Origin of the sequence: Halomonas sp. PBN3 (assembly GCF_000475415.1) — a bacterium.
Taxonomy (GTDB): Bacteria; Pseudomonadota; Gammaproteobacteria; order Pseudomonadales; family Halomonadaceae; genus Halomonas; species Halomonas shengliensis.
In genome coordinates, this window is the sequence record NZ_AXCA01000173.1 from 14,890 (window position 1) to 39,193 (window position 24,304).

Annotated in this window: 26 protein-coding genes, 1 tRNA gene and 1 pseudogene; 7 read left to right on the forward strand and 21 right to left on the reverse strand. The window is 70.3% G+C overall.

All coding sequences use genetic code 11. The annotated features are described in order from the left end of the window. The first annotated feature begins 10 nt into the window (after positions 1-10). Entirely contained in the window at positions 11-793 is a 783-nt protein-coding gene (locus Q673_RS30725) for a PEP-CTERM/exosortase system-associated acyltransferase (protein WP_023006579.1), read from the forward strand. 45 nt (positions 794-838) lie between these two features. Here the strand turns inward: Q673_RS30725 and Q673_RS30730 are convergent, their stop codons facing one another. The 8 genes from Q673_RS30730 to Q673_RS30760 form a co-directional block, all read right to left on the reverse strand. Next, the gene (locus Q673_RS30730; protein ID WP_023006580.1) at positions 839-1,921 is read right to left on the reverse strand and encodes a DUF3541 domain-containing protein; all 1,083 of its coding nucleotides are present in this window, start codon (positions 1,919-1,921) and stop codon (positions 839-841) included. Then, positions 1,918-2,673: a trimeric intracellular cation channel family protein gene (locus tag Q673_RS0118540; RefSeq protein ID WP_023006581.1), complete on the reverse strand. Its 756-nt coding sequence runs from the start codon at positions 2,671-2,673 to the stop codon at positions 1,918-1,920. Before Q673_RS0118540 ends, Q673_RS30730 begins: the two co-directional genes overlap by 4 nt. A gap of 72 nt (positions 2,674-2,745) precedes the next feature. After that, positions 2,746-3,927 (reverse strand): cell division protein ZapE, encoded by a 1,182-nt coding sequence (gene zapE / locus Q673_RS30735; RefSeq protein WP_023006582.1) that lies wholly within the window; start codon positions 3,925-3,927, stop codon positions 2,746-2,748. Further along, positions 3,924-5,282 carry an N-succinylarginine dihydrolase gene (gene astB, locus Q673_RS30740; protein WP_023006583.1) on the reverse strand — a complete coding sequence of 453 codons (1,359 nt, stop codon included), beginning with the start codon at positions 5,280-5,282 and terminating at the stop codon, positions 3,924-3,926. Before astB ends, zapE begins: the two co-directional genes overlap by 4 nt. 11 nt (positions 5,283-5,293) lie before the next feature. Beyond that, on the reverse strand, positions 5,294-6,763 hold the full coding sequence (gene astD, locus Q673_RS30745; protein ID WP_023006584.1) for a succinylglutamate-semialdehyde dehydrogenase: 1,470 nt from the start codon (positions 6,761-6,763) through the stop codon (positions 5,294-5,296). Further along, positions 6,763-7,809: an arginine N-succinyltransferase gene (astA, locus tag Q673_RS30750; protein WP_023006585.1), complete on the reverse strand. Its 1,047-nt coding sequence runs from the start codon at positions 7,807-7,809 to the stop codon at positions 6,763-6,765. The genes astD and astA overlap by 1 nt, the downstream gene beginning before the upstream one ends. Continuing rightward, the gene (locus tag Q673_RS30755) at positions 7,809-8,882 is read right to left on the reverse strand and encodes an arginine N-succinyltransferase (RefSeq protein ID WP_023006586.1); all 1,074 of its coding nucleotides are present in this window, start codon (positions 8,880-8,882) and stop codon (positions 7,809-7,811) included. The genes astA and Q673_RS30755 overlap by 1 nt, the downstream gene beginning before the upstream one ends. A gap of 20 nt (positions 8,883-8,902) precedes the next feature. Then, the gene (locus Q673_RS30760) at positions 8,903-10,117 is read right to left on the reverse strand and encodes an aspartate aminotransferase family protein (protein ID WP_023006587.1); all 1,215 of its coding nucleotides are present in this window, start codon (positions 10,115-10,117) and stop codon (positions 8,903-8,905) included. A 157-nt stretch (positions 10,118-10,274) separates the two neighbouring features. Between Q673_RS30760 and Q673_RS30765 the strand changes: the two genes are divergently transcribed. Continuing rightward, positions 10,275-10,892 carry a class I SAM-dependent methyltransferase gene (locus tag Q673_RS30765; protein ID WP_023006588.1) on the forward strand — a complete coding sequence of 206 codons (618 nt, stop codon included), beginning with the start codon at positions 10,275-10,277 and terminating at the stop codon, positions 10,890-10,892. A 12-nt stretch (positions 10,893-10,904) separates the two neighbouring features. Here Q673_RS30765 and Q673_RS30770 read toward each other — a convergent pair whose 3' ends face one another. From Q673_RS30770 to fabV, 3 genes are all read right to left on the reverse strand, one after another. Beyond that, positions 10,905-11,861, reverse strand: a complete 957-nt coding sequence (locus Q673_RS30770) for a GlxA family transcriptional regulator (RefSeq protein ID WP_023006589.1) — start codon at positions 11,859-11,861, stop codon at positions 10,905-10,907. A gap of 68 nt (positions 11,862-11,929) precedes the next feature. Next, complete coding sequence (locus Q673_RS30775; RefSeq protein ID WP_023006590.1) at positions 11,930-12,139, reverse strand: hypothetical protein; 210 nt, start codon at positions 12,137-12,139, stop codon at positions 11,930-11,932. A 54-nt stretch (positions 12,140-12,193) separates the two neighbouring features. After that, on the reverse strand, positions 12,194-13,390 hold the full coding sequence (gene fabV / locus Q673_RS30780; protein ID WP_023006591.1) for an enoyl-ACP reductase FabV: 1,197 nt from the start codon (positions 13,388-13,390) through the stop codon (positions 12,194-12,196). Positions 13,391-13,548: 158 nt separating this feature from the next. Here fabV and Q673_RS30785 point away from each other — a divergent pair, with 158 nt between their 5' ends. Beyond that, entirely contained in the window at positions 13,549-13,938 is a 390-nt protein-coding gene (locus tag Q673_RS30785; protein WP_023006592.1) for a DUF7079 family protein, read from the forward strand. Between the two features lie 50 nt (positions 13,939-13,988). Here Q673_RS30785 and Q673_RS30790 read toward each other — a convergent pair whose 3' ends face one another. The 5 genes from Q673_RS30790 to Q673_RS30810 are packed head-to-tail and all read right to left on the reverse strand — an operon-like array spanning position 13,989 to position 19,019. Then, positions 13,989-14,474, reverse strand: a complete 486-nt coding sequence (locus Q673_RS30790; protein WP_023006593.1) for a glutathione peroxidase — start codon at positions 14,472-14,474, stop codon at positions 13,989-13,991. Between the two features lie 54 nt (positions 14,475-14,528). Next, complete coding sequence (locus tag Q673_RS30795) at positions 14,529-16,634, reverse strand: transglutaminase TgpA family protein (RefSeq protein WP_023006594.1); 2,106 nt, start codon at positions 16,632-16,634, stop codon at positions 14,529-14,531. Further along, on the reverse strand, positions 16,631-17,557 hold the full coding sequence (locus Q673_RS30800) for a DUF58 domain-containing protein (protein WP_023006595.1): 927 nt from the start codon (positions 17,555-17,557) through the stop codon (positions 16,631-16,633). Before Q673_RS30800 ends, Q673_RS30795 begins: the two co-directional genes overlap by 4 nt. Positions 17,558-17,559: 2 nt before the next feature. Further along, positions 17,560-18,486, reverse strand: coding sequence for an AAA family ATPase (locus Q673_RS30805; RefSeq protein WP_023006596.1), 927 nt, complete (start codon positions 18,484-18,486; stop codon positions 17,560-17,562). Continuing rightward, positions 18,483-19,019, reverse strand: a complete 537-nt coding sequence (locus tag Q673_RS30810; RefSeq protein WP_023006597.1) for an NUDIX hydrolase — start codon at positions 19,017-19,019, stop codon at positions 18,483-18,485. The genes Q673_RS30805 and Q673_RS30810 overlap by 4 nt, the downstream gene beginning before the upstream one ends. A 114-nt stretch (positions 19,020-19,133) precedes the next feature. Here Q673_RS30810 and Q673_RS36990 point away from each other — a divergent pair. Both Q673_RS36990 and Q673_RS30815 read left to right on the forward strand, forming a co-directional pair. Next, positions 19,134-19,589, forward strand: a pseudogene (locus tag Q673_RS36990) (DNA alkylation response protein); the annotation flags it as partial. Positions 19,590-19,722: 133 nt separating this feature from the next. Then, positions 19,723-20,835, forward strand: coding sequence for an acyl-CoA dehydrogenase family protein (locus Q673_RS30815; protein ID WP_235048525.1), 1,113 nt, complete (start codon positions 19,723-19,725; stop codon positions 20,833-20,835). A 7-nt stretch (positions 20,836-20,842) separates the two neighbouring features. Here the strand turns inward: Q673_RS30815 and Q673_RS30820 are convergent, their stop codons facing one another. Next, positions 20,843-21,463, reverse strand: a complete 621-nt coding sequence (locus Q673_RS30820) for a LysE family translocator (protein WP_023006600.1) — start codon at positions 21,461-21,463, stop codon at positions 20,843-20,845. A 10-nt stretch (positions 21,464-21,473) separates the two neighbouring features. Continuing rightward, positions 21,474-21,887 (reverse strand): nucleoside diphosphate kinase regulator, encoded by a 414-nt coding sequence (gene rnk, locus Q673_RS30825; protein ID WP_023006601.1) that lies wholly within the window; start codon positions 21,885-21,887, stop codon positions 21,474-21,476. Between the two features lie 206 nt (positions 21,888-22,093). Between rnk and Q673_RS36745 the strand changes: the two genes are divergently transcribed. Next, a complete protein-coding gene (locus Q673_RS36745) occupies positions 22,094-22,249 on the forward strand; it encodes a hypothetical protein (RefSeq protein WP_023006602.1) in 156 nt (51 codons plus the stop codon). Next, complete coding sequence (locus Q673_RS30830) at positions 22,239-22,835, forward strand: exopolysaccharide biosynthesis protein (protein WP_023006603.1); 597 nt, start codon at positions 22,239-22,241, stop codon at positions 22,833-22,835. Before Q673_RS36745 ends, Q673_RS30830 begins: the two co-directional genes overlap by 11 nt. Before the next feature lie 8 nt (positions 22,836-22,843). Here Q673_RS30830 and Q673_RS30835 read toward each other — a convergent pair whose 3' ends face one another. From Q673_RS30835 to Q673_RS36580, 3 genes are all read right to left on the reverse strand, one after another. Next, complete coding sequence (locus Q673_RS30835) at positions 22,844-23,149, reverse strand: addiction module antidote protein (RefSeq protein ID WP_023006604.1); 306 nt, start codon at positions 23,147-23,149, stop codon at positions 22,844-22,846. Then, positions 23,146-23,478, reverse strand: coding sequence for a type II toxin-antitoxin system RelE/ParE family toxin (locus Q673_RS30840; protein WP_023006605.1), 333 nt, complete (start codon positions 23,476-23,478; stop codon positions 23,146-23,148). The genes Q673_RS30835 and Q673_RS30840 overlap by 4 nt, the downstream gene beginning before the upstream one ends. Before the next feature lie 170 nt (positions 23,479-23,648). After that, positions 23,649-23,831: transfer RNA gene (locus tag Q673_RS36580), tRNA-Leu, on the reverse strand. Positions 23,832-24,304 lie beyond the last annotated feature (473 nt).

Below are 24,304 nucleotides of genomic sequence, written 5' to 3' on the forward strand. Positions count from 1 at the left end.
AGGAAAAGTGATGGACCTGCAACCTCTTCTGGCTCGTTTCATGAACGAGTTCTCGTTCATGATCGCTTCCGACGATCGCCAGAAGCGTCGTGTCTACCGATTGCGACACGATATCTACTGTGCAGAACTGATCTACGAACCCCCGAGCGACCCGGTCAACAAGCTTGAATACGATGGCTACGATGACAGGGCAATCCACTGCTTGATCGAGCATCGCCGTACCGGCGTGACTGCCGCCTGCACGAGAATCGTGCTGCCGCTGCCGGACGCGAAGCCGCCTTTCGATCGCTTGCCGATGGAGAGCTACGGAGGAAGAAGCCTGACCCACCCGGAACTTCATCCTCAAAGGCTGCCCCCTGCTGACTATTACGAGATTTCTCGACTGGCGGTGGCCAGGGCCTTTCGAACCCGGCTTCATGGCAAGGAGGTTCCGGGAATCTGCGACACCCCCCTCAAGTTTACAGACAAGGAACGGGAAACCTTCTCCATGCTGGTCAGCGGACTCTTCATTTCCGGGTATGCGCTGGGCAGACGGCTGGACAAGAGCATCGCCTTCGCCATGATGGAGCCGCGTCTACCCCGGCTCCTCTCGATGTCAGGCTTCCACTTCACCAAGGTAGGGGACACCATCGACTTTCATGGTCGCCGCAGTGCCTACTGCATCACACGCGAACAGGCAGAAGCCGGAATGAATCGGCAGCTCATCCCCTTGTACGAGCACATACGCGACCAGTTGGAGGCACAGCTCATCTCATCGGATGACCAGACGCACAGGGTGGCCATGAACCTTTGATGGATTCGATGGGCTACGCCGAGCATATCGAGCCACAGCTCTGATTCACCTGCCCGGCGGCGGCCCACCATCGAAGCACGGCCCCGGATGGAGCCGGCCCTGCCAGCCCAGCACCATGATCGCCAGCACGTTGCGATGCTCTCCCAGGGCCGGGTCGGTGCTGCCTGCCGGGGACGGGATCATGTCGCTCTCGCGATCCAGCGCCGCGACCAGGGCATCGCGAACCCGCTCCACCAGCGGGTGTTCCTCCTGACGCGCCAGCAGGAAGCTCAGCGCCACCTCCGCCTGGATATCCTCGGTGGCCTCACGCAGGATCCGTTCGGGGTCCGATTCGAAGGCCGCCAGCACCCAGGCATGCGCCTCGGCATCGACCCTCTGCTGATAGTAGCGGCTGGCGGCGATGACGAAGTGGGTCAGGCCATAGAGCCAGTTGCGGTACTCGCGGTTGTCGAGCCCCTCCACCCTCTCGGGGGGATAGCGCCGCCGGAACGCCGCCTCGACCTCGGCACGCAGGTCCACCACCCCCAACTGATGCAGGTAGTGGACCTGGTTGGCCACCTGGGCGGCGTAGACGCGCAGCACCTCGGGGTCGGTGAGGAAGGCCTCCCACGGCAGCTCGCCCAGGTAGTCTAGCGCCCGCTCATGCCCGGAAATCTCCTCGAGGATGCCGTGATAGTGCGCCTGGACCAGCCGGAACAACAGGCCACGTGCGTAGGCGATCTCTCCCCAGTCGGCCAGCATCGCCGCCCGGGCACGCTGCTTCTCGGTACGGCGGGGGTAGCCGTCGACGCTTTCACGCGCCAGCGCCTCGGTGCGCCCTGGCACCGCCAGCGTGGCGACCTCGCTCTCGAGACGCGCCTGCAGACGCGCCATGTAGTCATGGTTTTCGGCCAGGTAGCGCGGCTCACCGGTCAGCCGGTAGAGCCGCTGAGCATAGTGGCGCCGCTTGCTGGCAGGCAGCTCGGGCAAGGCGGCGTCATAGGTGGCGCGGATCAGCGCCGCCGCCTGGCGGTGGCGGTCGGCAGGGTCGCCATCGGAGGGCTGCAGGGCGCAGACCGAGAGCTGCAGCGCCAGCAGACCAAGGGCAAACCAGGCCAGCAGCCGGGGGTGGAGAGCCGCCAGGCTCATGGGCGGTTCTTCCTGCGCCGTGACTGCTCGGGGCGGATCATGCGCACCCGCACCTTGGGTCGTGGCGGTTCGTGGGGAGATGCCGGCGGCGCCACCTTCTGGTCGGCGGGTGACGCCGCCTCGGAAGCTGACGGGATCACCACCCAGGCGAAGGTAGGCAGCGCCAGGTGCCAATGGATGGCGGCCAGGCGTAGGCCGAGAGTCGTGGCCAGCGACACGGCGACGGCCAGGGGGCCGGGAGCGCCCAGGGCATCCAGCCCGACATAGGCAATGCCGCCGGCGATGGCCGCGGTGGCGTAGATCTCCTCGCGCAGCACCATGGGCACCCGGCGCGCCAGCATATCGCGCACCATGCCGCCCGCCACCCCCGTCATCATGCCCATCAGCACCGCCACCAGGCCGGGCATCTGGAGCTGTAGCGTCTTGTGGGCGCCGATCACCACGAACAGCGCCAGTCCGAAGGCGTCGGCCACGGGCAGGAAGCCGCGCGACAGGCGATGGATGTAGTGGAAGCCGATGATGGCCAGCCCCACCGTCACCAGGATGACCCACAGGTAGGTCGGGTCGGTGACCCAGAATACCGGCCCCACCCCGAGCACCATGTCGCGCAGGGTGCCGCCGCCGATGCCGGTGACCGCCGCCAGCACCAGCATGCCGAAGGGGTCCATGCGCGTGCGGCAGGCGAGCACCACACCCGACAGCGCAAAGACGATCACCCCCGCCATGTCCAGCCAATAGATCAGAGCGTTCAACGTCAGCTTCCTCCCGCCGACCGGCTTCGAATGGCCGCAAAGGATAGACCAATTTCGGCCACGGGAAAGGGGTCAGCGCCGTTTCAGGAACTCGCCTGTGCCGAACCTGGCCAGCTGCATCTCGCGCAGCCGGCTCAGGGTACGCCGGAAGGGGAAGGCCAGGTGGCCGCGGGGATAGAGCGCCTCCATGGGCACTTCCGCGGCGAGGTAGAGTGGCGTGCGCCGGTCATAACACTCGTCGACCAGCGCGATGAAGCGACGCACGCCGTCATCACGCCGTGACAACGGCGGCAATTCCCGATCCCCCGCCTCGACGCGGCTGACCCCATCCTCGGTGCCCCGGGCGATGCCGCCCGCCAGGCGGGCATCGCTCAGGCAGGGCACTCCCTCCAGCAGGATATGCTCGAAACGGTCGACCAGTTCGATGAAGTCCAGCGCCGCCAGGGGCTGCTCGCAGAGCTCGGCATAGTCGCACCATACCGCCGAGGCGCTGCGCCCACGCACCGCGATGGTGCGATGCCCCAGCTCGATGGGCGTCGTCGCCCTCTCCTCCCCCTCGCTCAGCTCCTCGAAGAGCCCCGACAGGGCGCCCGCCTGCCTCGGCTCTACGACCCAGTAGCGCTGCCGGGTCTGCCCGGGATGCAGGCGATGATCCTGGTCGCCGTCGAGCGCGACCTCGCGCATATGACGTTCGATGGCCGCGATGGCCGGCAGGAAGCGCTCACGGTTGAAGCCGTCGGCATACAGCTGCCGCGGCGCCTGGTTGGAGGTACAGACCAGCACCACACCCTGCTCGAAGAGCGCTGTCAGCAGGCGGCCGAGCAGCATCGCATCGGCGATGTCGCTGACGAACAGCTCGTCGAGGCAGAGCACCCGAACCTCGGCCGCCAGCTCGCCAGCCAGGGTCAGCAGGGGGTTCGGCGTACCGCCGTGCTGGAAGAGCCGGCGATGCACCCAGCGCATGAAGTGGTGGAAGTGCTGGCGGCGCGCGGGAACGCGCAGCCCCTGATGGAAGGCATCCATCAACCAGGTCTTGCCACGCCCCACCGGCCCCCACAGGTAGACCCCGCTGGGCTGGGGGATCGGCGATGCGCCATGCACGGCGTCGAAGCAGGCCTCGAGGACCTCGGCGGCGGACCGCTGCGACGAATCGGAGACGAAGCCCTGGTGGCTTAGGGCCTGACGGTAGGCGGCCAGGGGCGATGACGCGGTCGTCGAGTGGCAGGAGGCCTCGCCGCTGCCCTGGGGTGTCACGCTCCCTCCCGCTGGAAGGGATAGACGCTGCCGATGCCGAGCAGATGGCTCAACTCGTCCAGGGCGGTGAGGGTCTCGCGGGCCAGCGCCGGGTCGGCCAGCTCCTCGGGCAACAGGCGGTCGCGGTAGTGGCGCTCCACCCAGGCGACCAGGGCGCCGTAGAGGGCGTCGTCGAGCAGCACCCGGCCGGAGAGCGCGGCGCGCTCCTCGGCGGAGAGCACCACCCTCAGGCGCAGGCAGGCGGGGCCGCCGCCGTTGCGCATGCTCTGCTTGACGTCCTTCACCACCACCTCGCCGATGGGGTTCGCTCCGGCCAGCAGGTGGTCCTGCAGGGTGCGCCACACCGCCTCGTTCTCCTGGCACTCCCCGGGCACCACCAGGGTCATGCTGCCGTCCGGGTTGGAGAGCAGCTGGGAGTTGAAGAGGTAGGAGGAGACCGCGTCCGCCAGGCTCACCGCCTCGGCGGGGATGCGCACCGGGATCAGCGGTGCGTCCATGCGCTGGCGCAGTGCCTCCAGGGTGCCCGCCTCGTCGAGGAAGGCCATCTCGTGGTAGAGCAGCACCGGGCCATTGCCCACGCTGATCACGTCATTGTGGAAGACACCGGCGTCGATGGCCTCGGGGTGCTGCTGGGCGAACACCGCTTGCGACTCGGCGAGGCCGTGCTGGCGGGCCACCGCCTGGCTCGCCTCCAGGGTCTGGCGCGCCGGGAAGCGCCGCGGCGCCGGGCGCTCCTCGGTGCCCCAGCCGAACGCCTCGCGACCGTAGACATAGAGGTGCACCCCCGGCTCGCCATGGTCGCCGGCCAGGCGGGTATGGTTGGCCGCGCCCTCGTCGGAGAACGCCGGGGTGGCGGGCAGCGCCGGGTGGTGGGCGAAGTGCGCATCATCGCGGAAGATCGCCGCCAGCACCCGCCCGGTGGTGGCGGGTTCCAGGAAGCGGTGGAAGCTCGACTGCAGGTTGGCCGGGGTGAAGTGCACCCGGCCATCCGGGGTATCGAGGCTCGGCGTCACCGTGGCGGCGTTGGCGGTCCACATGCTCGAGGCGGAGCACACCGCGCGCAGAATCTGCGGCGCCTCGCCGGCGGCCCGGGCCAGCACCCGCTCGTCGCTGCCTGAGAAGCCCAGGGCGCGCAGCGCGCCGAGATCCGGGCGCTGCTGGGGCGGCAGCACCCCCTGGGCGTAGCCGGCGTCCATCAGCGACTTCATCTTGGCCAGCCCCTGCAGGGCAGCCTCGCGGGGGTTGGCCTCGAGGCCGCCGTGGCGCATGGAGGCGACGTTGCCCAAGGCCAGGCCGGCGTAGTTGTGGGTCGGCCCCACCAGGCCATCGAAGTTGACCTCGCGGACGTCGGTCATGGCATCCCGGCTCACAGACTTACCCCCGGTGGCAGCTGGTCGGGCAGGTGCAGCTCCTCGCTCTCCATGGAGGCCACGGGGTAGGCACAGTAATCCGCCGCGTAGTAGGCGCTGGGGCGGTGGTTGCCGCTCTCGCCCACCCCGCCGAAGGGGGCATCGCCGGAGGCGCCGGTGGTCTGGCGGTTCCAGTTGACGATGCCGGCGCGGATGCGCAGCAGGAAGTCGTCCCAGTCGTCCGGCTCGCCGCCGATCAGCCCGGCGGAGAGGCCGTAGCGGGTGTCGTTGGCGAGCGCGATCGCCTCGTCCCAGTGACGGTAGCGATACACCTTGAGCAGCGGACCGAAGTGCTCCTCGTCGGGCACCGCCAGGCCGGTGACGTCGATCAGCGCGGGGCTGAGCAGGCTGGTGGCCTCCTCCAGGCGCTCCATGCGCGCGAGCACCGTGCCGCCCTGGGCCTCCAGCGCCGCCTGGGCCTCCAGCAGGCCGTCGGCGGCGGCCACGCTCACCAGACCGCCATAGAAGGGCGCCGGCTCGGCGAAGGGCGCGGCCACCCGCAGCCGCGAGATGGCGTCCGCCAGGGCGTCGAGCAGGTGGTCCCCCACCTGCCCCTCGGGGACGATCAGGCGGCGCGCGCAGGTGCAGCGCTGGCCGCCGGAGAGGAAGGCGGACTGCAGGATGGTCAGCACCGCGGCGTCCTGGTCGGGGACGTCCTTCACCACCAGCGGGTTGTTGCCGCCGAGCTCCAGGGCCAGGATCTTGCCGGGCTGGCCGGCGAACTGGCGGTGCAGCAGGCCACCCACCCTGGCGCTGCCGGTGAACAGCAGGCCGTCGATGCCCGGGTCGGCGGCCAGCGCCTGGCCGGTCTCGGCCCCGCCCTGCACCAGGTTGATCACCCCGGCCGGCAGCCCTGCCTCCTGCCAGCACTGCAAGGTCAGATCGGCGGTGAGCGGCGACTGCTCGCTGGGCTTGAATACCACGGCGTTGCCGGCCAGCAGCGCCGGCACCATGTGGCCGTTGGGCAGGTGGCCGGGGAAGTTGTAGGGGCCGAACACCGCCATCACGCCGTGGGGACGGTGGCGCAGCACGGCGCGCGCCTCGCCCAGGTCGCGCTCGCGCTCGCCGGTGCGCTCCTGGTAGGCGCGCAGCGAGATCGCCACCTTGCCGATCATGGCGCCCACCTCGGTGCGCGCCTCCCAGAGCGGCTTGCCGGTCTCGTGGGCGATGGCGGCGGCCAGCGCCTCGCGGTGGCGCTCCAGCACCTCGCGGAAGCGCTCCACCAGCGCCTGACGCTCGGCGAAGGGTGTCCGCGCCCAGGCGGGGAAAGCCTCGCGGGCGGCGGCCACCGCGGCGGCGACGTCCGCAGGACTGGCCCCGGCCCCCTGCCACAGCCGCTCACCGGTGACGCCGTCGTGCTTGGCGAAGCGTTCGCCGGCGCCGTCGCGCCAGTGCCCACCGATCAGCAGGGATTGTGTCGGCTTCATCAGGCTTCCTCCTCGGTATCCAGGATGCGCAGGGTGGCGCCCACCTCGACCTCCAGGCGTGCCGCCTCGGCGGGACTCAGGCGCAGGCGGCCCTCGGCGTCGGGGCCGCGCCCTACCCAGGCGGCGCGGAAGTGCGCCATCTCGGTGGTGGCGGCCAGCCAGCGCGGGCGCTCGCCCGCCTCGTCCAGGGCGGGGTCGAGGGTGACGGTGACGCGTCGCGACAGGCGCACGCCTCGCACGTCGTCGATGTAGGCCTCCACGGTGGGGCCGCCGTCGAAGATGTCGATGTAGCCCTCCCAGCGCAGCCCCTCCTTCTTGAGCATGGCCAGGGCCGGACGGGTCTGCTCGTGCACCTGGCCGATGCAGGCCCGCGCCGCCTCGGAGAGGAAGGGCGTGTAGATGGGGTATTTGGGCATCAGCTCGCCGATGAAGCTCTTCTGGCCCAGGCCGGTCAGGCGGTCCGCCTCGTCGAAGTCCAGCGGGAAGAAGTGGCTGCCCAGGCAGTGCCAGAAGGGGCTCTTGCCCTCGCCGTCGAACACCCCGCGCATCTCGGCCAGCACCTTGTCGGGGAAACGGTCGCGGAACTCGGCCATGAACAGCCAGCGCACCATGGAGAGCAGGGCGCCGTTGCGCTGGTGACGGCGGTCGCCGCCGCGGTAGGCCGGACGCAGGAACAGCGAGGCCACCTCGGCGTCGCCGGTATGGTCCGAGCACAGGAAGAGGGTATCGATGGTGCGGTGCAGGTCGAGCTGCACCGAGGAGTGGGCCAGGGTGCCGAGCCGGTAGTGATAGAAGGGCACCTCGCGCCCCACCTCGCCCTCGATGGCGCAGCAGCCGGCCAGGTGGCCGCTGGCCTCGTCCTCGAGCACGAAGAAGTAGTTGCGCTGCCCCGAGGGGGTACGCTCGAGGAAGGTCGCCTCGGTGGCGGCGATCTTGGCGGCCAGGAAGTCGCGGTTGTCGGGCAGCGAGGTGAAGCCCACCCCGGTCTCCCGGGCCAGGGCCTGCAGCTCGTCGAGGTCGCCCTCGGCGATGGGTCGGATACGCATCACAGCTCCCCCTCGTCATAGCCCGGGTCAGCCGACTCGGCATCGGCCAGCGCCAGCGGCGCGGCCAGCACCGCCCTGCCCTCCTCCACGCCTAGCACCGCGGCGTGCTCCTCGGAGAGCATCAGCTGGCCGGTGGGCGACAGCGCATAGCGCGCCACCACGCAGCGGAAGTCGGCCAGGCGCTGGTTGGCGACCATCGCCGGCTCGGCGTCGGGCAGGGCGTGGGCCGGGCGGATACGCACCGGGTGCCAGGCGGCGCGCCGGAAGCTCTGCAGCCGCTCGCGCTCGGCCTTGATCACCGGGCCCGCGTCGAAGATGTCGACGTGGCGGGAACGCTGGAAGCCCTCGGCCAGCATCTCCGCCAGGGCCACCTCGTGGTCGGGATGCTCGCGACCGATGGCGGCCCGCGCCTGGGGCGTGAGCAGCGGCAGGTAGAGCGGGAACTGCGGCATCACCTCGGCGATGAAGCTCTTGGAGCGCACCCCGGCCAGGGTGTTGATCTCCTCGAAGTCGCGCACGAAGAAGTGGCGCCCCACGCTGTTCCAGAACGGCGACTCGCCGGCCTCGTCCAGGAAGCCGGGGAAGGCCATCGCCAGCACCCCGGCGAAGCGCTCGGGGTACTGGGCGATCAGCATCAGCCGCGCCCGGCGCAGCAGGCTCTCGGCGCTGGTGCCGCGATAGCGCGGCGCCAGGGAGTAGGCGCACAGCAGGCTCGCCTCGGAGACCTCATGGGAGAGCGCCAGGGTCTGCACCTCGCGGCGCACGTTGAGCTGCTGCGAGGCGTGGATCAGCGTCTCCTGGCGATAGGTGTAGTAGGCGTCACGGGCGCCGGCCTGGGCACGCACCGTGGCGGTGCCCGCCACCTCTCCGCGGGCGCGGTCCTCGAGCACGAAGGTGTAGTGCTCGTCGCCGGGGAACTCCACCTCGGCGGCGAAGGCCTGGCGCGAGCGGGCGATGCGCTCCTCCAGGCGGTCGCGGTGGGCCGGCAGGTTGGTGAGCCGCGGCACGGCCTCGCCGGCCAGCCGCTCCAGGGCGGGCAGGTCGGCCGGGGCGACGGGGCGAACGACCAGCATGGCGGTGTCTCCCTCGCCGCTCACTGGCCGGCGACCAGTCGGCTTACGGCACGCTCCAGGCGCGCCATGCCCTCGGCGATGTCGGCCTCGGGAATCACCAGGGAGGGCGCCATGCGCAGCACGTTGGGGCCGGCGATCAGGGCCATCAGCCCCTCCTCGATGGCCAGCGGCAGGATGTCCTTGGCGCGATCACGCCACGCCTCGCTCATCTCGGCGCCGATCAGCAGGCCCATGCCGCGGATCTCCTTGAAGACCCCGTGGCGGGCGTTGATCGCCTCCAGGTGCTCGCGGAAGAGGTCATGGCGACGCTTCACCCCCTCCAGCACCTCGGGGGTGTCGATGTGCTCGATGGCTGCCAGGGCCACCGCCGAGGCCAGCGGGTTGCCGCCGTAGGTGGAGCCGTGGGTGCCCATGGAGAAGGCCGGGGCGACGCGGTCGGTGGTCAGCATGGCGCCCACCGGGAAGCCGCCGCCCAGCGCCTTGGCGCTGGTCAGGATGTCGGGGGTCACGCCAAACTGCTGGTAGGCGTAGAGCGAGCCGGTGCGGCCCACGCCGGTCTGCACCTCGTCGAAGATCAGCAGGGCATCGTGGGCGTCGCACAGGTCACGCAGGCCCTGCAGGAACTCCCGCTGGCCGGGCAGCACGCCGCCCTCGCCCTGCATCGGCTCGACCATCACCGCGCAGGTGTCGTCGTCGATCAGGTCGCGCACGCTGTCGAGGTTGTTGTACTCGCCATGGACGATGCCGCCGGGCACCGGGCCGAAGCCCTGGGCGTACTTGGGCTGGCCGCCCACGCTGACGGTGAAGAAGGTGCGGCCGTGGAAGGCCTGGCCGAAGGAGACGATACGGTGCTTGTGCTCGCCGCCCTGGTCATGGGCCCAGCGCCGCGCCAGCTTGAGCGCGGCCTCGTTGGCCTCGCCGCCGGAGGAGCACAGGAACACCTTGTCGGCGAAGGTGCGCTCCACCAGGGCCCGGGCCAGGGCCAGGGCCGGCTCGTTGGTGTAGACGTTGGAGAGGTGCCAGACCCGCTCGGCCTGGGTCTTGAGCGCCTCGACCAGCACCGGATGGCAGTGCCCCAGGCCGTTGACCGCGATGCCGCCGGCGAAGTCGATGTACTCGCGCCCCTGCTGGTCCCACAGGCGGCTGCCCTCGCCGCGCACCGGTATCACCTGCTGGGGGGCGTAGTTCGGCACCATGTAGCGGTCGAAGTCGGCGCGGGTCGGGGTCTGGCTCATGACATCCTCCTGTGAAGTCGAAGACACGCATCATGCATGCGGTGCCCTCGAGTATAGGGAGCCTGTCGCCGGGGTGCTTTCACCCAAGGCACGAGGACTTGTGTAAAAGCTCCCGGAGGCGGTTACTCTGGGTGCATCCCCCGAGGAGGAGCCCCGGATGTTCAACACCACCGGCTGGAACCGCCGCCGCTACACCCTCTACGCGCCGATCTACGACGCCGTGGCCGAGCGCGCCTTCCGCCGTGCGCGGCGCGCCTCCCTGGCCCAGGTGCACTGGCGCCCGGGGATGCGCGTGCTGCTGGTGGGCGCCGGCACCGGGCTCGACCTGCCCTTCCTGCCCCGGGACATCGAGCTGCACGCCACCGACCTCTCGCCGGCCATGGTGCGCCGCCTGGAGCGCCGCGCCGAGGCGCTGGGCCGGGACCTGGAGGCGGAGGAGATGGACGCCGCGCGCCTGACCTATCCCGATGGCCACTTCGACGTGGTGGTGATGCACCTGATCCTGGCGGTGATGCCCGACCCGGCCCGGGGGCTCGCCGAGGCGCACCGGGTGCTCGCCCCGGAGGGCCAGCTCTGCGTGATGGACAAGTTCCAGGCCGACGACCACCCGGCGGGCCTCGGCCGCCGGGCCCTCAATGCGCTGACCTCGGCCATCGCCACCGACATCACCCGCCAGGCGCGGCCGCTGCTCGAGGCCGGCGGCTTCGTCATCGAGCAGGACACCCCGGTGATGATGGGCGCGCTGTTCCGGGCGCTGCTGGCCCGTCCCGCCTGAGGCCGGCAGCACTCAGCCGAGGCGCTCCTCGCGGGGCGTCAGGCCGAAGTGGTTGCGGTAGGCGGTGGAGAAGTGGGCCGCCGAGGAGAAGCCGGTGAGCATCGCGATCTCCCCAGCGGGGCGCTCGCTTTCGCGCAGCAGGCGGCGGGCGCGGCGCAGGCGCAGGTTGAGGTAGTAGCGGCTGGGCACCGCCTGCAGGTGCTTCTTGAACAGCCGCTCCAGCTGGCGCCGGGAGAGCCCCAGGTGCTCGGCGAGCTCGTGGGTGGTCAGCGGCTCCTCGATGTTGGCCTCCATCAGCGCCACGGCGTCCACCAGGCTCTGGGGTGCACCGGCCAGCGGCGAGGCGGGCTGGGGCTCGTCGGCCATGCGCACCCGCTCCAGCACGAAGTGGGCCGAGACCCGCTCGGCGAGCTCGCTGCCGTGATGGCTGGCGATCAGGGTCATCATCATGTCCATGGCAGCGGTACCGCCGCCGCAGGTGAGGCGGTCGCGGTCGACCTCGAAGAGCTGGCGGGAGAGACGGATCCCCGGATGGGCGCCGGCCACCGCCTCGAAGCGTGGCCAGGGCACCGTGGCGCGATAGCCGTCGAGCAGGCCGCTGCGCGCCAGCAGCTCGGCGCCACCGCCGATCCCGGCAAGGGCCACCCCCGCCAGGGCCAGGTGACGCAGCCAGGCCGCAAGTGCCGGGGGAGGCGACTCGCCCCAAGGGGCGCACAGCAGCAGCAGGTCGAGGGCAACCGGCGCGCCGATGACCGCATCGGGCATCAGCAGGTGGCGGGAACCGCTGCGCACCGGGTGGGCGTCGAGCCCCAAGGTGACCAGCGAGTAGAGCCCCTCACCGGCCAGCTGGTTGGCCACCGCCAGCGGTTCGGTGGCGCAGGACTCCGCCAGCAGCGAGAACCCCGGCAACAGCACCACACCCACCCGTCGCCGGGCGGGCGGGGTCGAGGTGGGGGGAAGGTCGGGCATGCGGGGCTCTCGCGACGACGGGAGCGCCCATTGTAGCCAAAGCCCCTGCCCGAGGCAGCCTCAGCGCCTCAGTCGCCGACGCCGGTCATCAGCATGAAGCCCACCGCGGCGACCGCCAGCACGATCACCAGCGGCAGCACCCAGGGCAGGCCACGGGAGGGTTCCCGGGCCTCGGGTTGGGTCTCGTCGGGCTCGGGGTGCTCGTAGTCCTCGGGCTGGCTGACTTCCTTGAAGTGCTGGAGCTCCTCCTCGGGGGTCTGGCTCTCGCGGGTATCCATGGCGCCCTCCGGGTCTGGGGGAATGACCGGCAGGACGCCACGGGCGCCCTGCCCTTACAGGGTTACGACATCGAATTCCGCCACGGGATCCACGTCGGCATCGTAGTCGACATCGTCCCGCTCGAAGCCAAACAGCTTCAGGAACTCGTGCTTGTACCCAGCATAGTCGGTGATCTCGAAGAGGTTCTCGGTAGTCACCTGAGGCCACAGATCCTTACACGCCTGCTGCACGTCGTCACGCAGCTCCCAGTCGTCCAGACGCAGGCGGCCAGCCTCGTCGGTGGTGAACTCACCTCCATAGAGGCGCTCGCCGAACAGGCGGTTGAGCTGCTCGATGGTGCCCTCGTGCAGGCCCTTCTCCTTCATCACCTTGTAGACCATGGCGATGTAGAGAGGCATCACCGGGATGGCCGCGCTGGCCTGGGTCACCACCGACTTGAGCACCGCCACGTTGGCGCCGCCGCCGGAGGCCGAGAGGCGCTTGTCGATCTCGCCGGCGGCGCGGTCCAGGTCCTCCTTGGCCTTGCCCAAGGCGCCATGCCAGTAGATCGGCCAGGTGATCTCGGTGCCGATGTAGCTGAAGGCGACGCTGCGCGCGCCCGGTGCCAGCACGCCGGCGCGGTCCAGGGCGTCGATCCACAGCTCCCAGTCCTCGCCGCCCATCACGGTGATGGTGTCCTCGATCTCCTGCTCGGTGGCGGGCTCCACCTCGGCCTCGATGATCACGTCCTTGTTGGTGTCGATGGCGGTGGCGCGGTAGGTCTCACCGATGGGCTTCAGGCTCGAGCGCTTGAGCTCGCCGGTATCGGGCATCTTGCGCACCGGCGAGGCCAGTGAGTAAACCACCAGGTCGATCTCGCCCATGTCCTGCTGGATCAGCTCGATGGCTTTCTCGCGAGCTTCATGGGAGAACGCATCGCCGTTGATCGACTTGCTGTACAGCCCTTCCTGCTTGGCAAACTTGTCGAAGGCCGCGCTGTTGTACCAGCCCGCGGTGCCCGGCTTCTTCTCGCTGCCCGGCTTCTCGAAGAACACCCCCAGGGTATCGGCGCCGTAGCCGAAGGCCGCGGTGATGCGCGCCGCCAGGCCGTAGCCGCTGGAGGCCCCGATCACCAGCACTTTCTTCGGCCCGTTCGCCTTGTCCAGGCCCCGGGCACGGGTCGCCTCGATCTGCTCGAGCACGTTCTTCTCGCAGCCGACGGGGTGGGTGGTGGTGCAGATGAAACCGCGTACCTTGGGCTTGATGATCACGTCAGACCTCGCTGTTCGTCCTGGAGAGCGGCTGGGCCGCCCGCTGAGTGGTGCGTTGATGCCCTATTCTAGCGGCCGCATGCGGTGCTGTCCGCCCTTGAGCCGGGCCGGCGCCTGGGGCAGGATGCCTGCCTGACGAGCAAAACCGGGAGCGAACCATGGATGCCCAGAGCCTGGTCGACCGACGCGGCGAGCTGTGGCTCGCCCTGGCACCGCTGTGGCTGGAGCGCGAGCCCGGCGAGCGCGACTACGCGGAGATGATCGCAGTGATCGAGCGCCACGACCTCACGGTGCACGAGCTGGAGTGGGTGTTCCGGCTGGAGCTGGCGCCGGTGCTCTCGCGCCACCAGATGTCGGTGGTGGGCGAGTGGCGCGCCTTCGATGACCACAGGCTGATGAAGCAGCTGGTGGCCCACAACCTGCGCCTCACCGGGTGGCGGCGCAAGAGCTGGGCGCTGTTCTCGGGGCTGACCACCATGATGACCCGCCATCGCTGGAACGAGCTGATCGCGCGGCTGATGGTGGAGCGCGGCGAGGCGCCACCCTGATGCCCCTGTTCCAGGCGCCTGGGGCTGACCCCAGACGGGGCTCCCCCCCCCTACACCTCGTCCAGCGCCACCTCCAGCGCCTCGCGCAGCTCGGCCTCGCCGTGGCGCGGCGCGAAGCGGCGGATCACCCGGCCGTCGCGCCCCACCAGGAACTTGGTGAAGTTCCACTTGACCATGCCGCTGCCCAGCACCCCGGGCGCCTCGCGCTTGAGCTCGACGAACAGCGGGTGGGCGTGGCGACCATTGACCCTCACCTTCTCCATCAGCGGGAAGCTCACCTGGTAGTCCCGGGCGCTCAGGCTACAGAAGTCCAGCGCCGACTCGGGTGACTGGCGGGCGAACTGGTTGCAGGGGAAGCCGATGACCATGAAGCCACGCTGGCGGTAGCGCCGATAGAGGCGCTCGAGCTCGCGCAGCTGGGGCGTGAAGCCGCAGCGGCTGGCGACATTGACGATGAGCAGCACCTGTCCGCGCAGCGCGGCGAAGTTGAAGGGCTCGCCCTGGGCGGTGTGGCACCGGTGGTCGTGGATGGACATGGGGGCGCCTTGCGGGTCGTGGTCATCCACGATGCCACGCCCTCCGCGGCGACGCTACCCCTTGACCCGGCGCCGCGGCAGGCGCCTTCGCACCTCGGCGACACGCCGTCCCAGGGCTCGCCGCCGCTCCCGGCGCTCCGCCGCCGCCAGCGGCGCATAGCGCAGCCGCTCGAGCTGGTGGGCGCAGTCACGCATCGCCGGCCCCGTCGGGCCGGCCGCCTCCGCCAGGCGGCGCAGGTGGGCGGCGGGCGACTCCCCCGCCCGGGGCGGCAACCCGCGCCGGGCCAGCCAGGCCTGCAAGCGCCGGATGCGCAGCGCCTCGTCGCGCCCTTCGCGGTGGGCCCGCCAGGCCAGCGCCAGCCCCCCGCCGAGGCCGGCGAGCAGGCCCGCGGCGATCGCCAGGCCCGCCAGCCAGGCCAGCGGGCCGCGTCCGGGCAGCGCCCCCAACAGGGCCTCCCAGAAGGCGTGCAGCCGCCCGACCAGCCGCGCCATCAGCGCGGTGCGCGCCTGGTCGCGGTAGCCGATCACCTCGCGCTGCCAGCGATACTCCATGCGCTCCCAGCCCAGGCGCAGCCGATTGACCCAGCCGATCTCGCGCATGCGCAGCGGCGAGAACCCCGAGTCGGCCAGGAAGGCCTCGCCGCCATCCTCGATCGCCCCGGCGCCCTGCTCGATGCGCTCCGGGGCGATGGCCGCGGTGGGGTCCAGGCGCTGCCAGCCGCCGTCGAGCCACACCTCGACCCAGGCGTGGGCGTCGTAGTCGCGCACCGTGAAGTGGCCATCCGGATGGCGCTCGCCACCCAGGAAGCCGGCGACGATGCGTGCCGGCAGCCCGGCGGCGCGGGCCAGCACCGCCATGGCCGAGGCGTAGTGGGTGCAGTAGCCGGCGCGGCTCTCGAACAGGAACTCGTCGACCCGGTCCCGGGAGGTCAGCCGCGGCGGGGTCAGGGTGTAGCGGAACGGCGCCTCGCCGAAGCGTCCCATCAGCGCTGCCAGGTAGGCCCGCGGCTCGCCCCCCGCCTCGCGCCATAGCCGCTCGGCCAGGGCGCGGCTGCGCGGGTTGGCATCGTCCGGCAGCCGGGTGTGCCAACGCTCCCCCAGGGGCTCGGGCCAGCTCGGCGCCAGGCCACTGCTCGACAGGCGCAGCAGGCTGCGCGAGGCGAGCGGCACGAGTCCCTCCACGGTGCCATCGGCCAGCCAGCGCAGGCGCTCGTCGCTTTCCAGCGGCGTCCCCAGCGCGGGGCGCCAGGGGCGGCTGTCGGGCTCCAGCAGCAGTTCTGCCGTGAAGCGTGGCTCGGCGTCGTCCGGCCAGGGCGAGCGGGGCCCCTCGGCCACCAGGTCGCGCAGCTCCCGCCCCAGGCCGGCGGCGAGACGCTCCGGCGAGACCCGGCGCCAGCGCTCGCCATCGAACTCGGAGAGGGTATAGACCCGCCAGTAGCGCTCATCGGAGGCCGGTTCGGCGCCCTCGAAGCGCACCCGGAAGGCGCGCCGGTCACTGCGCGACAGCTCGGCGATGTCCCCCGGGGCGATCTCGTCGCTCAGCCCGGTGGCGGCTCGCTCGGCCTGGGGCAGGTTCCACAACGGCCCAATCCGCGGGAAGACCAGGAACAGCAGCACCATCAGCGGCGCCGCCAGCCCCAGCAGCCAGGCGCTCTCGCGCCATGCCTGGCGGGCACTGGTGGCGCCGGCCAGCCATACCAGCGAGTGCATCAGCCAGGCCACCGCCAGCAGGGCCCCGGCGGCCATGGGAATGCCCTGGTCGTGAAGGAAGGCCACGGTAGTGGCGACCATACCGATCAGCACCACCACCCGGGCATCGCGGCGGTTATGGGTCTCGAGCAACTTGAGCAGGTAGACCCCGAGCAGCAGGCCGATCATCGACTCCATGCGCCCCAGGGTGCCGTACTGGAGCCATAGCCCGGCGGTGAGCGCGGCGACCCCGGCCAGGCGCAGCACGACCCCGGCCCGGGGCAGGCGACGGCGCAGCTGCAGGTAGCGGTAGCCGGCCACCAGGGCGGCGAGACCGGCCAGCCAGGCCGGCATGAAGGCCAGGTGCAGGGCCAGCACCAGGCACTGGCCGACGAACAGCCGACGCAGCATGGCCGCACTCAGGGCGCGGCCGTCGGCCAGTACCGCCGGCGGCGCCGCATGCCGGCTCATCGCACACCTCCCGGCGTGCCAGCGGGGCGGAAGCGCGCCAGCGCCGTCAGCGCCTGGCGCCGCTGGGCAGCTCCCTCGCCCTGGGCCAGGGTCACTCCCGGCAGGCGCAGCCCGTAGCGATCGCCGGCCTGGTGGTGGGCCAGCACCCGCGCGCAGAGGATCGACAGGCGCGTCTCGGGGTCGCCGCGACAGGCATCGTAGTCCAGCCACAGCTGCTGGCGGGGCGGCACGCTGAAGGCCTTGGCGGCCAGCACACCGGTGCGGCTCCACTGCTTCCAGGCCAGCCGTGCCGGGCTGTCGCCGGGCTCGGCCCGACGCAGGCCGGCGAAGTCGGTGGCCTCGAGTCCCGCCCCGGCCTGGCGGTGCTCGGGGATCTCCTCAACCAGCGGCCGGGGATAGACCAGCAGCGTCTCGTCACTCGCCAGCCAGGCTACGGCGCGCACCAGGCCCAGCGGCCAGGCGCTCTCCAGGCGCAGCAGCGGCAGCGGATGCTCGCCGCGCGCGCCGGCCGGCAGGGCCAGGTCCGCCTCGCCGTGGCCCTCGGGCAGCGAGACCGAGGCGGATGCCTCAGGGGCATGGACCTCGATGGCGTGGCGTGCACGCCCGCCATCCAGCATCACTCCCAGGCGCGCCTCGCCCCCGGCAAAGGTCTCGGCGGGCAGGCGCAGGCTGGCACGCAGGCCGAGCAGGTTGCGCCAGGTTCGCAGCAGGGCCACCGCCGCCACCGCAAACAGCCAGAAGGAGAGCCCGTAGGCGAGGCTGTTCTGGTAGTTGATGCCGAACAGCAGCAGGAGCAGGACCAGCACCGCCCAGCCCAGGCCGAAGCGGGTGGGCAGCAGGAACAGCCGGCGCTGGGGGAGCGGCGTACCGGGCGCGATCGCCGCCCGCCGCCACCAGCGCTGGCGAGACGCCCGGGACAGCACGGCTAGCCCATCACCGGCACGCGGGCCAGCAGGTGGCGGGCCAGCGCCTCGCCCTCCTCGCGCCGGCCGCTGCTCAGGCGATGCCCCACCACCGGCACCCACACCGCCTGGACGTCCTCGGGCAGCACGTGGTCGCGTCCCTCGAGGAGCGCCCAGCCGCGGGCCGCCTGGAGCAGCGCCAGGGCACCGCGGGTGGAGAGTCCCCAGGCAAGCTCCGGGTGCTCGCGGCTGGCGGTGACCAGCGCCTGCACATAGTCGAGCAGCGCCTCGGCAACATGGATGTCGGCCAGGCGCGCCTGCCAGGCGCGCAGCCGTTCGGCATCGAGCAGCGCCGGCAGCTCGGCCAGGCGCTCGCGGCCGGCGCGGCCGCGCAGGATCTCGCGCTCGGCGCGGGCGTCGGGGTAACCCAGCGACAGGCGCATCAGGAAACGGTCAAGCTGGGACTCCGGCAGCGCAAAGGTACCGGCCTGCTCCTGGGGGTTCTGGGTGGCGATGACGAAGAAGGGGTCGGGCAGGGGACGGGTCTCGCCCTCCACGGTCACCCGCCCCTCCTCCATCGCCTCGAGCAGCGCACTCTGGGTCTTGGGGGTGGCGCGGTTGATCTCGTCGGCCAGTACCACGCCATGGAAGATCGGCCCGGGATGGAAGGTGAAGTGCGCCTCGCGCGGATCGAACACCGAGACACCCAGCACATCGGCGGGCAGCAGGTCGCTGGTGAACTGCAGCCGCTGCATGTCCAGGCCGGTGACCCGCGACAGCGACTGGGCCAGGGTGGTCTTGCCCAGCCCCGGCAGGTCCTCGATCAGCAGGTGGCCACGGCTCAGCAGGCAGCAGAGCGCCAGGCGCACCTCCCGGGACTTGCCCAGCACAACTCCCTCGAGGGCCGCCAGCACGGCGTCCAGTTCGTTGAGGCTGGCCGGCCGATTCATGACGCCGCCCCCAGCAATCCGGCGTCACGCAGCACCTCCACCGCCTGGCGGGTGTCCGGGGTTACCTCCGCCAGCGCCAGCGCCTCGGCAGGCGGCAGCCAGAACGCCTCGGCCACCTCCTCGGCCTGGAGCGTCAGCGGCCCGTCATGCTCGACCCGATAGAGGCTGCCGAAGATATGGTTGCCGCCCCGGGCATGCACGAAGCCACCTGCCGGCACCAGCGTCGCGCCGCGGATGCCCAGTTCTTCCTCGAGCTCGCGGCGGGCCGCCAGGTGAACCGCCTCGCCGGCCCCCACCACGCCGCCGGCGGCCAGGTCGAGCCCACCGGGGAAGACCTCCTTGGTCAGGGTGCGGCGCTGCACGCAGAGCTCACCGCGGGCGTTGACCACCACCACATAGGTGGCACGGTGCCAGAACCGGAAACGGCGCATCTCGGACCGCCAGGCGCTGCCACAGGGACGATTGCGGGCGTCCACCAGCTGGATACGCTCGCGGGCGACATGCGGCGCTGGCAAGTGCGGATCTTCGAACATGGGCGTCTCCCCGAGAAATGCCCCAAGCCTAACCAGTCGGTGACGTGGCGTCACGTTGACCGTGGGCGTCGCGACTTCCATGCTCAGTCAAGGCCGCCGATGCGGAGACCCGCCATGTCCGATTATGCACCCCGTCACCGCCTGGCCACCCATGAGGTGGCCAACCAGCCACCCCCAGGTGGCGACCGCGACCTGCTCGCCGAGGACCTTCCGCTGCGCGAGGCCCTGGCCCGGGAGGCCCCGGCGTGGGTCGCCGAACGGCTCGCCGCACTGGGCCGCGAGACCGGCAGCGAGGACGTCCAGGCGCTGGGGGAGGCGGCCAACCGCCATCCGCCGGAGCTGCGCCTCTTCGACCGCCACGGCCGGCGCCTGGACGAGGTGACTTACCATCCCGCCTATCACCAGCTGATGCGCCTGGCCATGGAGGGCGGCTGGCATGCCGTGGCCTGGCATGAGGAGGGGCACGGCGGCCACCAGGCCCATGTCGCCGCCCTTTACCTGCTGACCCAGGCCGAACCGGGCTTCTGCTGCCCGGTAACCATGACCCACGCCGCCATGCCGGTACTGCGCCACTCCCCCCATGTGGAGACCCACTGGGCGCCCGGCCTGCTGGCCAGCCACTATGACCCGCGTGCACTGCCGGCAGCGCACAAACGGGGGCTCACCTTCGGCATGGCCATGACCGAGAAACAGGGCGGCAGCGATGTGCGTAGCAATTCCACGCGAGCCGCCCCCCCTCGCTGCCACGCAAACCGACCCCCTCGCCACGACGCGGGCGGAGCCGACCGACGACGGCTGGCGACTGACTGGCCACAAGTGGTTCTGCAGCGCCCCCATGTCCGATGCCTTCCTGACACTGGCGCAGACCGAGGCGGGGCTGGGGTGTTTCCTGGTGCCGCGCTTCACCCCCGATGGCGAGCGCAACGCCATCGAACTGCAGCGGCTCAAGGAGAAGTGCGGCAACCGCGCCAACGCCTCGGCGGAGATCGAGTACCGCGGCGCCTGGGCCGAGCCCATCGGTCCGCCCGACCGTGGCATCGCCACCCTCCTCGAGATGGTGCAGCAGACGCGCCTGGATGCCGCCAGCGCCCCGGTGGGCATGATGCGCCAGGCCCTCGGCGAGGCGTGGCGCCACGTGCAGCCGCGCCATGCCTTCGGCCGGTCACTCGCCGAGCAGCCGCTGATGCGTGCGGTGATCGCCGACCTGGCGCTGGAGGTGGAGGCCGGGGTGGTCCTCTCGCTGCGCGCGGCACGCGCCTTCGACGGCGCGGCCCGCGGTGACGCGGGCGAACGCGCCCTGGCCCGGCTGCTGCCGGCGATGGCCAAGTACTGGCACAACAAGCGCGGGCCGGGCTTCATGGCCGAGGCCATGGAGTGCCTGGGGGGCATCGGCTACGTGGAGGAGTCGCCACTGGCACGCCTCTACCGCGAGGCGCCGGTCAACTCGATCTGGGAGGGCTCGGGCAACGTGATCTGCCTGGATGTGCTACGGGTACTGGCCCGCCATCCCGAGGCACTGGAGGCGCTATGGCAGGAGCTCACCCCGGCACGGGGACAGGTCCGGGAGCTGGATGCCGCCCTGGGTGGCCTGGAGCGCCTGCTGGAGGCGCCTCCGCAGGAACTCGAGCCGCGGGCGCGCTGGCTCACCCAGCGTCTGGCCCAGTGCCTGCAGGGAGCGCTGCTGCTGCGCCATGCACCGAATGCGGTCGGCGAGACCTTCTGCCGGGCACGGCTGGGTAGCGAGGCGGGCCCCGCCTACGGCGTGCTGCCCAGCGGTGCGCCGCTGGACGCCATCCTCGCCCGCCTGACCAGCTGAATATGCCTCAGGCCAGCAACGGCCCGCTGACCACCCGCGCCGCCAGTGCCAGCAGCAGTATACCGGTGGCGCGGTTGATCCAGTGGGCGTGGGCCTGCAGCCAGGGCAGGACCCGGGAGTGGGAGAGCCCCAGGGCCACCAGCACATACCAGGCGCCGTCGATCACCATGGCGGTGAGCACGATCAGCGCCTGGCCGGCGAGGGTCATGTCGGGCGTGACGAACTGGCTGAGCAGGGCGATGAAGAACAGGATCAGCTTGGGGTTGCCGAGTGCCACCAGCACGCCGTCCCGGGCCGCCTGACGCCGCGTGGTGGTCGCCGCATCGGCCTGCAGGGCGCCTCCGCGACCGGCACGCAGCGCCCTGATACCCAGCCAGGCCAGGTACGCCGCACCGCCCCAGGTGATGACCTGGAACAGCATGGGCTGGCGCACGATCAACGCCCCCAGCCCCCACACGGTCAGCAGCGCATAGAAGCCGACACCCAGGGCGTGGGAGAGTCCCGCCACGACACCCGGGACACGCCCGCCACCCAGGGTGTGGCGCAGCACCATGGCCAGGCTGGGGCCCGGCGACATGGCGCCCATGGCACACACCGCTGCCAGGGAGAGCCACAGGGAAAAGGGCATAGCAGAGGCCTCAGCGGTGGTACTGCTTCTCGCGCTCGGGCTGCCACAGGATGGCATCCACGCGCAGGTGAACCTGGCCGCCATCAGGCAGCGGCCAGTCGATGGTGTCGCCGACCCGCATGCCGATCAGGCCGGCGCCCACCGGTGCCATCACCGAGATGGCATCTTCCACATCGCCCAGCGAGCGAGGATAGACCAGGGTACGAATCATCTGGCGCCCGCGGGCCAGGTCGGTGAACTGGACGCGGCTGTTCATGCTGACCACATCCTCGGGAATTTCCTCGGGATCGACCACCTCGCCGCGCTCGAGCTCCTGCTCGAGGGCATCAGCCACGAAGAGATCCTTGTCGCTGGCCTCATCGATCAGGCGCTGCAGACGATCGGCATCGAGCCGGTTGATGATGAGCGGGGGACGGGACTGCATGGCACCTCCTGAACGCTGATAAACGTTGTTTGTACGCTTATCGTGGTATCCAACGAAAACAGCCCTCCACCCGCAAGCGGGCGAAGGACTGTGAACCACCACCATACGACATCCTGCGACGGTGCAACAGTCCTGTCGCCCTGCTCCGGGCTGCAGCCCCCTTCACCAGCGGCTAGACTGGAGCCCCTTTCGCTATGGAGTGCCCCATGTCGGTTCGACTCTTCGCCTGGTTGATGATCGGCCTCGGAGTGCTGCTGCCCTTTGTGGGCTGGCAAGCGGCAAGCCCGGTGGGCTTCGTCGGCCCCGTGCTGGTACTGCTGGGGATCCTGCTGCTGGTCACGTGCCGCCAACGTGGCCGCTGAGCGGGGACCCACCAGCCTGAGCGCCCTGCTGGAGCGGGTCAGGCAAGCCGGATCTCGAGAAACCAGCGTCAGCCTCGGCGCCATCCTGGAGGCCGTCGGCCGACGCAGCTTCGCCCCCTTCCTGCTGCTCGCCGGTCTGGTGACCCTGGCACCGCTGGTCGGCGACGTGCCGGGCGTGCCGACGCTGATGGCCAGCCTGGTGCTGCTCGCGAGCAGCCAGCTGCTGGCCGGGCGACGCAGCATCTGGCTGCCGCACTGGCTGCTGCAGCGCCGAGTGTCACGGCCGCGCTTCCATCGCGTGCTGGCCTGGCTGGAGCGCCCGGCGGCCTGGACGGACCGCCTGCTGCATCAACGCCTGACGGCGCTCACCCGCCCGCCGGCTCATTTCGCCGTGGCCCTGATCTGCCTGGTGATCGCGCTGGCCATGCCGCCCATGGAGTTCATCCCGTTCAGCGCCAACGGCGCCGGCCTCGCACTAACCCTGTTCGGGCTGGCACTGCTCGCCGACGACGGCCTCTTCGCCCTGGCGGGTTACCTGCTGACCGGGGGCACCCTGGCCATCGTGGTGGTAAGCGTGATGGGGTAACGCGGCGGTCAGGAGGCGGCGCGGGTCAGGTCGTGAAAGTGAATGCCGGTCGCCTTGATGACGGCGGTCATGGTGCGCAGGGTCGGGTTTCCCCTGGGTGACAATGCCCGGTACAGACTCTCGCGTGAGACCTTGGCACGCTCGGCCACCGCCGCCATGCCGCCTTGGGCTTCCACCACATGACGCAGCGCCAGCAGAAAGGCAGACTCTCCCCCCTCCTCGTCCAGCTCATCGAAGGCGGTGCGCAGGTAATCGACCGCCATGCCAGGGTCATCACGCAGCATCTCGATTACAGCAGTGTCGTGGCTTTTCATTTTCGTGCTCTCCTTCGGTGGTCTTTCAGAAACGCCGTCGCCTGCTCGATGTCAGCCTGCTGGCGCTTCTTGGTGCCACCGATCAACAACATCACCAGGCGTCTGCCCACCTTGGCGTAATACACGCGGTAGCCAGGGCCGTAGTCGATTCGAAGCTCCAGCACTCCATCTCCAACGGCCTTGGTGTCGCCGGCATTGCCGGCGGCCAAACGGTTGAGACGAGTCAGCACGCGCATGGCTGCCTGACGATCCTTGCCCTTGGTGGCATCCAGCCAGGCTTGAAACGGATCGTGGCCGTCAGCGGTGAGGTAGTGCGTAAGCTCCATCATCGGGCGCATTGTAGCTTAAAAACTACAAAAGCATGCAAGGAGACAGCCTCAAGAAGGCGCTGACGACGCCCTCCCTCTGCACCCTGAGTAACGTGGAGGCGAGAGGGAATGGCGAAAACGCCGACGGCCGCCTGCGGGGAAGGCAGGCGGCCGTCGTCATGATAGGGGGCTGGTACCGGCGGTCGGACTCGAACCGACAAGGGCTTGCACCCGGCGGATTTTGAATCCGATGCGAGATCAATGTAATCAGCATCTTGCAGGCGGCTATCGGAAAAATCCCAATTCCTGTCCCAATACTCAGAATGCGCTTGGGCGATACAGGATGCCACGCCTTGCCACTCGTCACAGCCGGTTTACGCCAGCCTGGGCGAACCCTACTTTTCCCTACCTGGCTGGCCAGCAGCGCCAGCAGTATCTCGACTGCTGCATACCTATCCCTCGGCGTCCGGCTCGTCAGGTTCAGCACTCAGCCCTGCCTTGAGCCGATGGACCGCAGGGCTCCGGGCGGCCAGGATCGCCAGCCGCGTCTCGGCCTGGCGCATCTCCTAGTCGATAGCGGCCATCTCAGAACACCTCCCGGTCGGCGTCATTCAAAGAAACTTCCCGAACCGATGTCCTAGAAGTCCTAATGTCCTGCTTGGGTGAGGTCGAAGGCAGGACTTCAGGACATTCAGGACTTCGATTCAAAGACTTTTGTTGGCCGATGCGCCATTTGACCTTGCCGCCGATCTTCCCGAGGCACCGACATTCGCGCGCAGCGACTCGACCTCCTCGGGGGCCAGCCGGTGCGAATCCCTAGTTTTCCCGTAACTATTCAGGTGGCTGC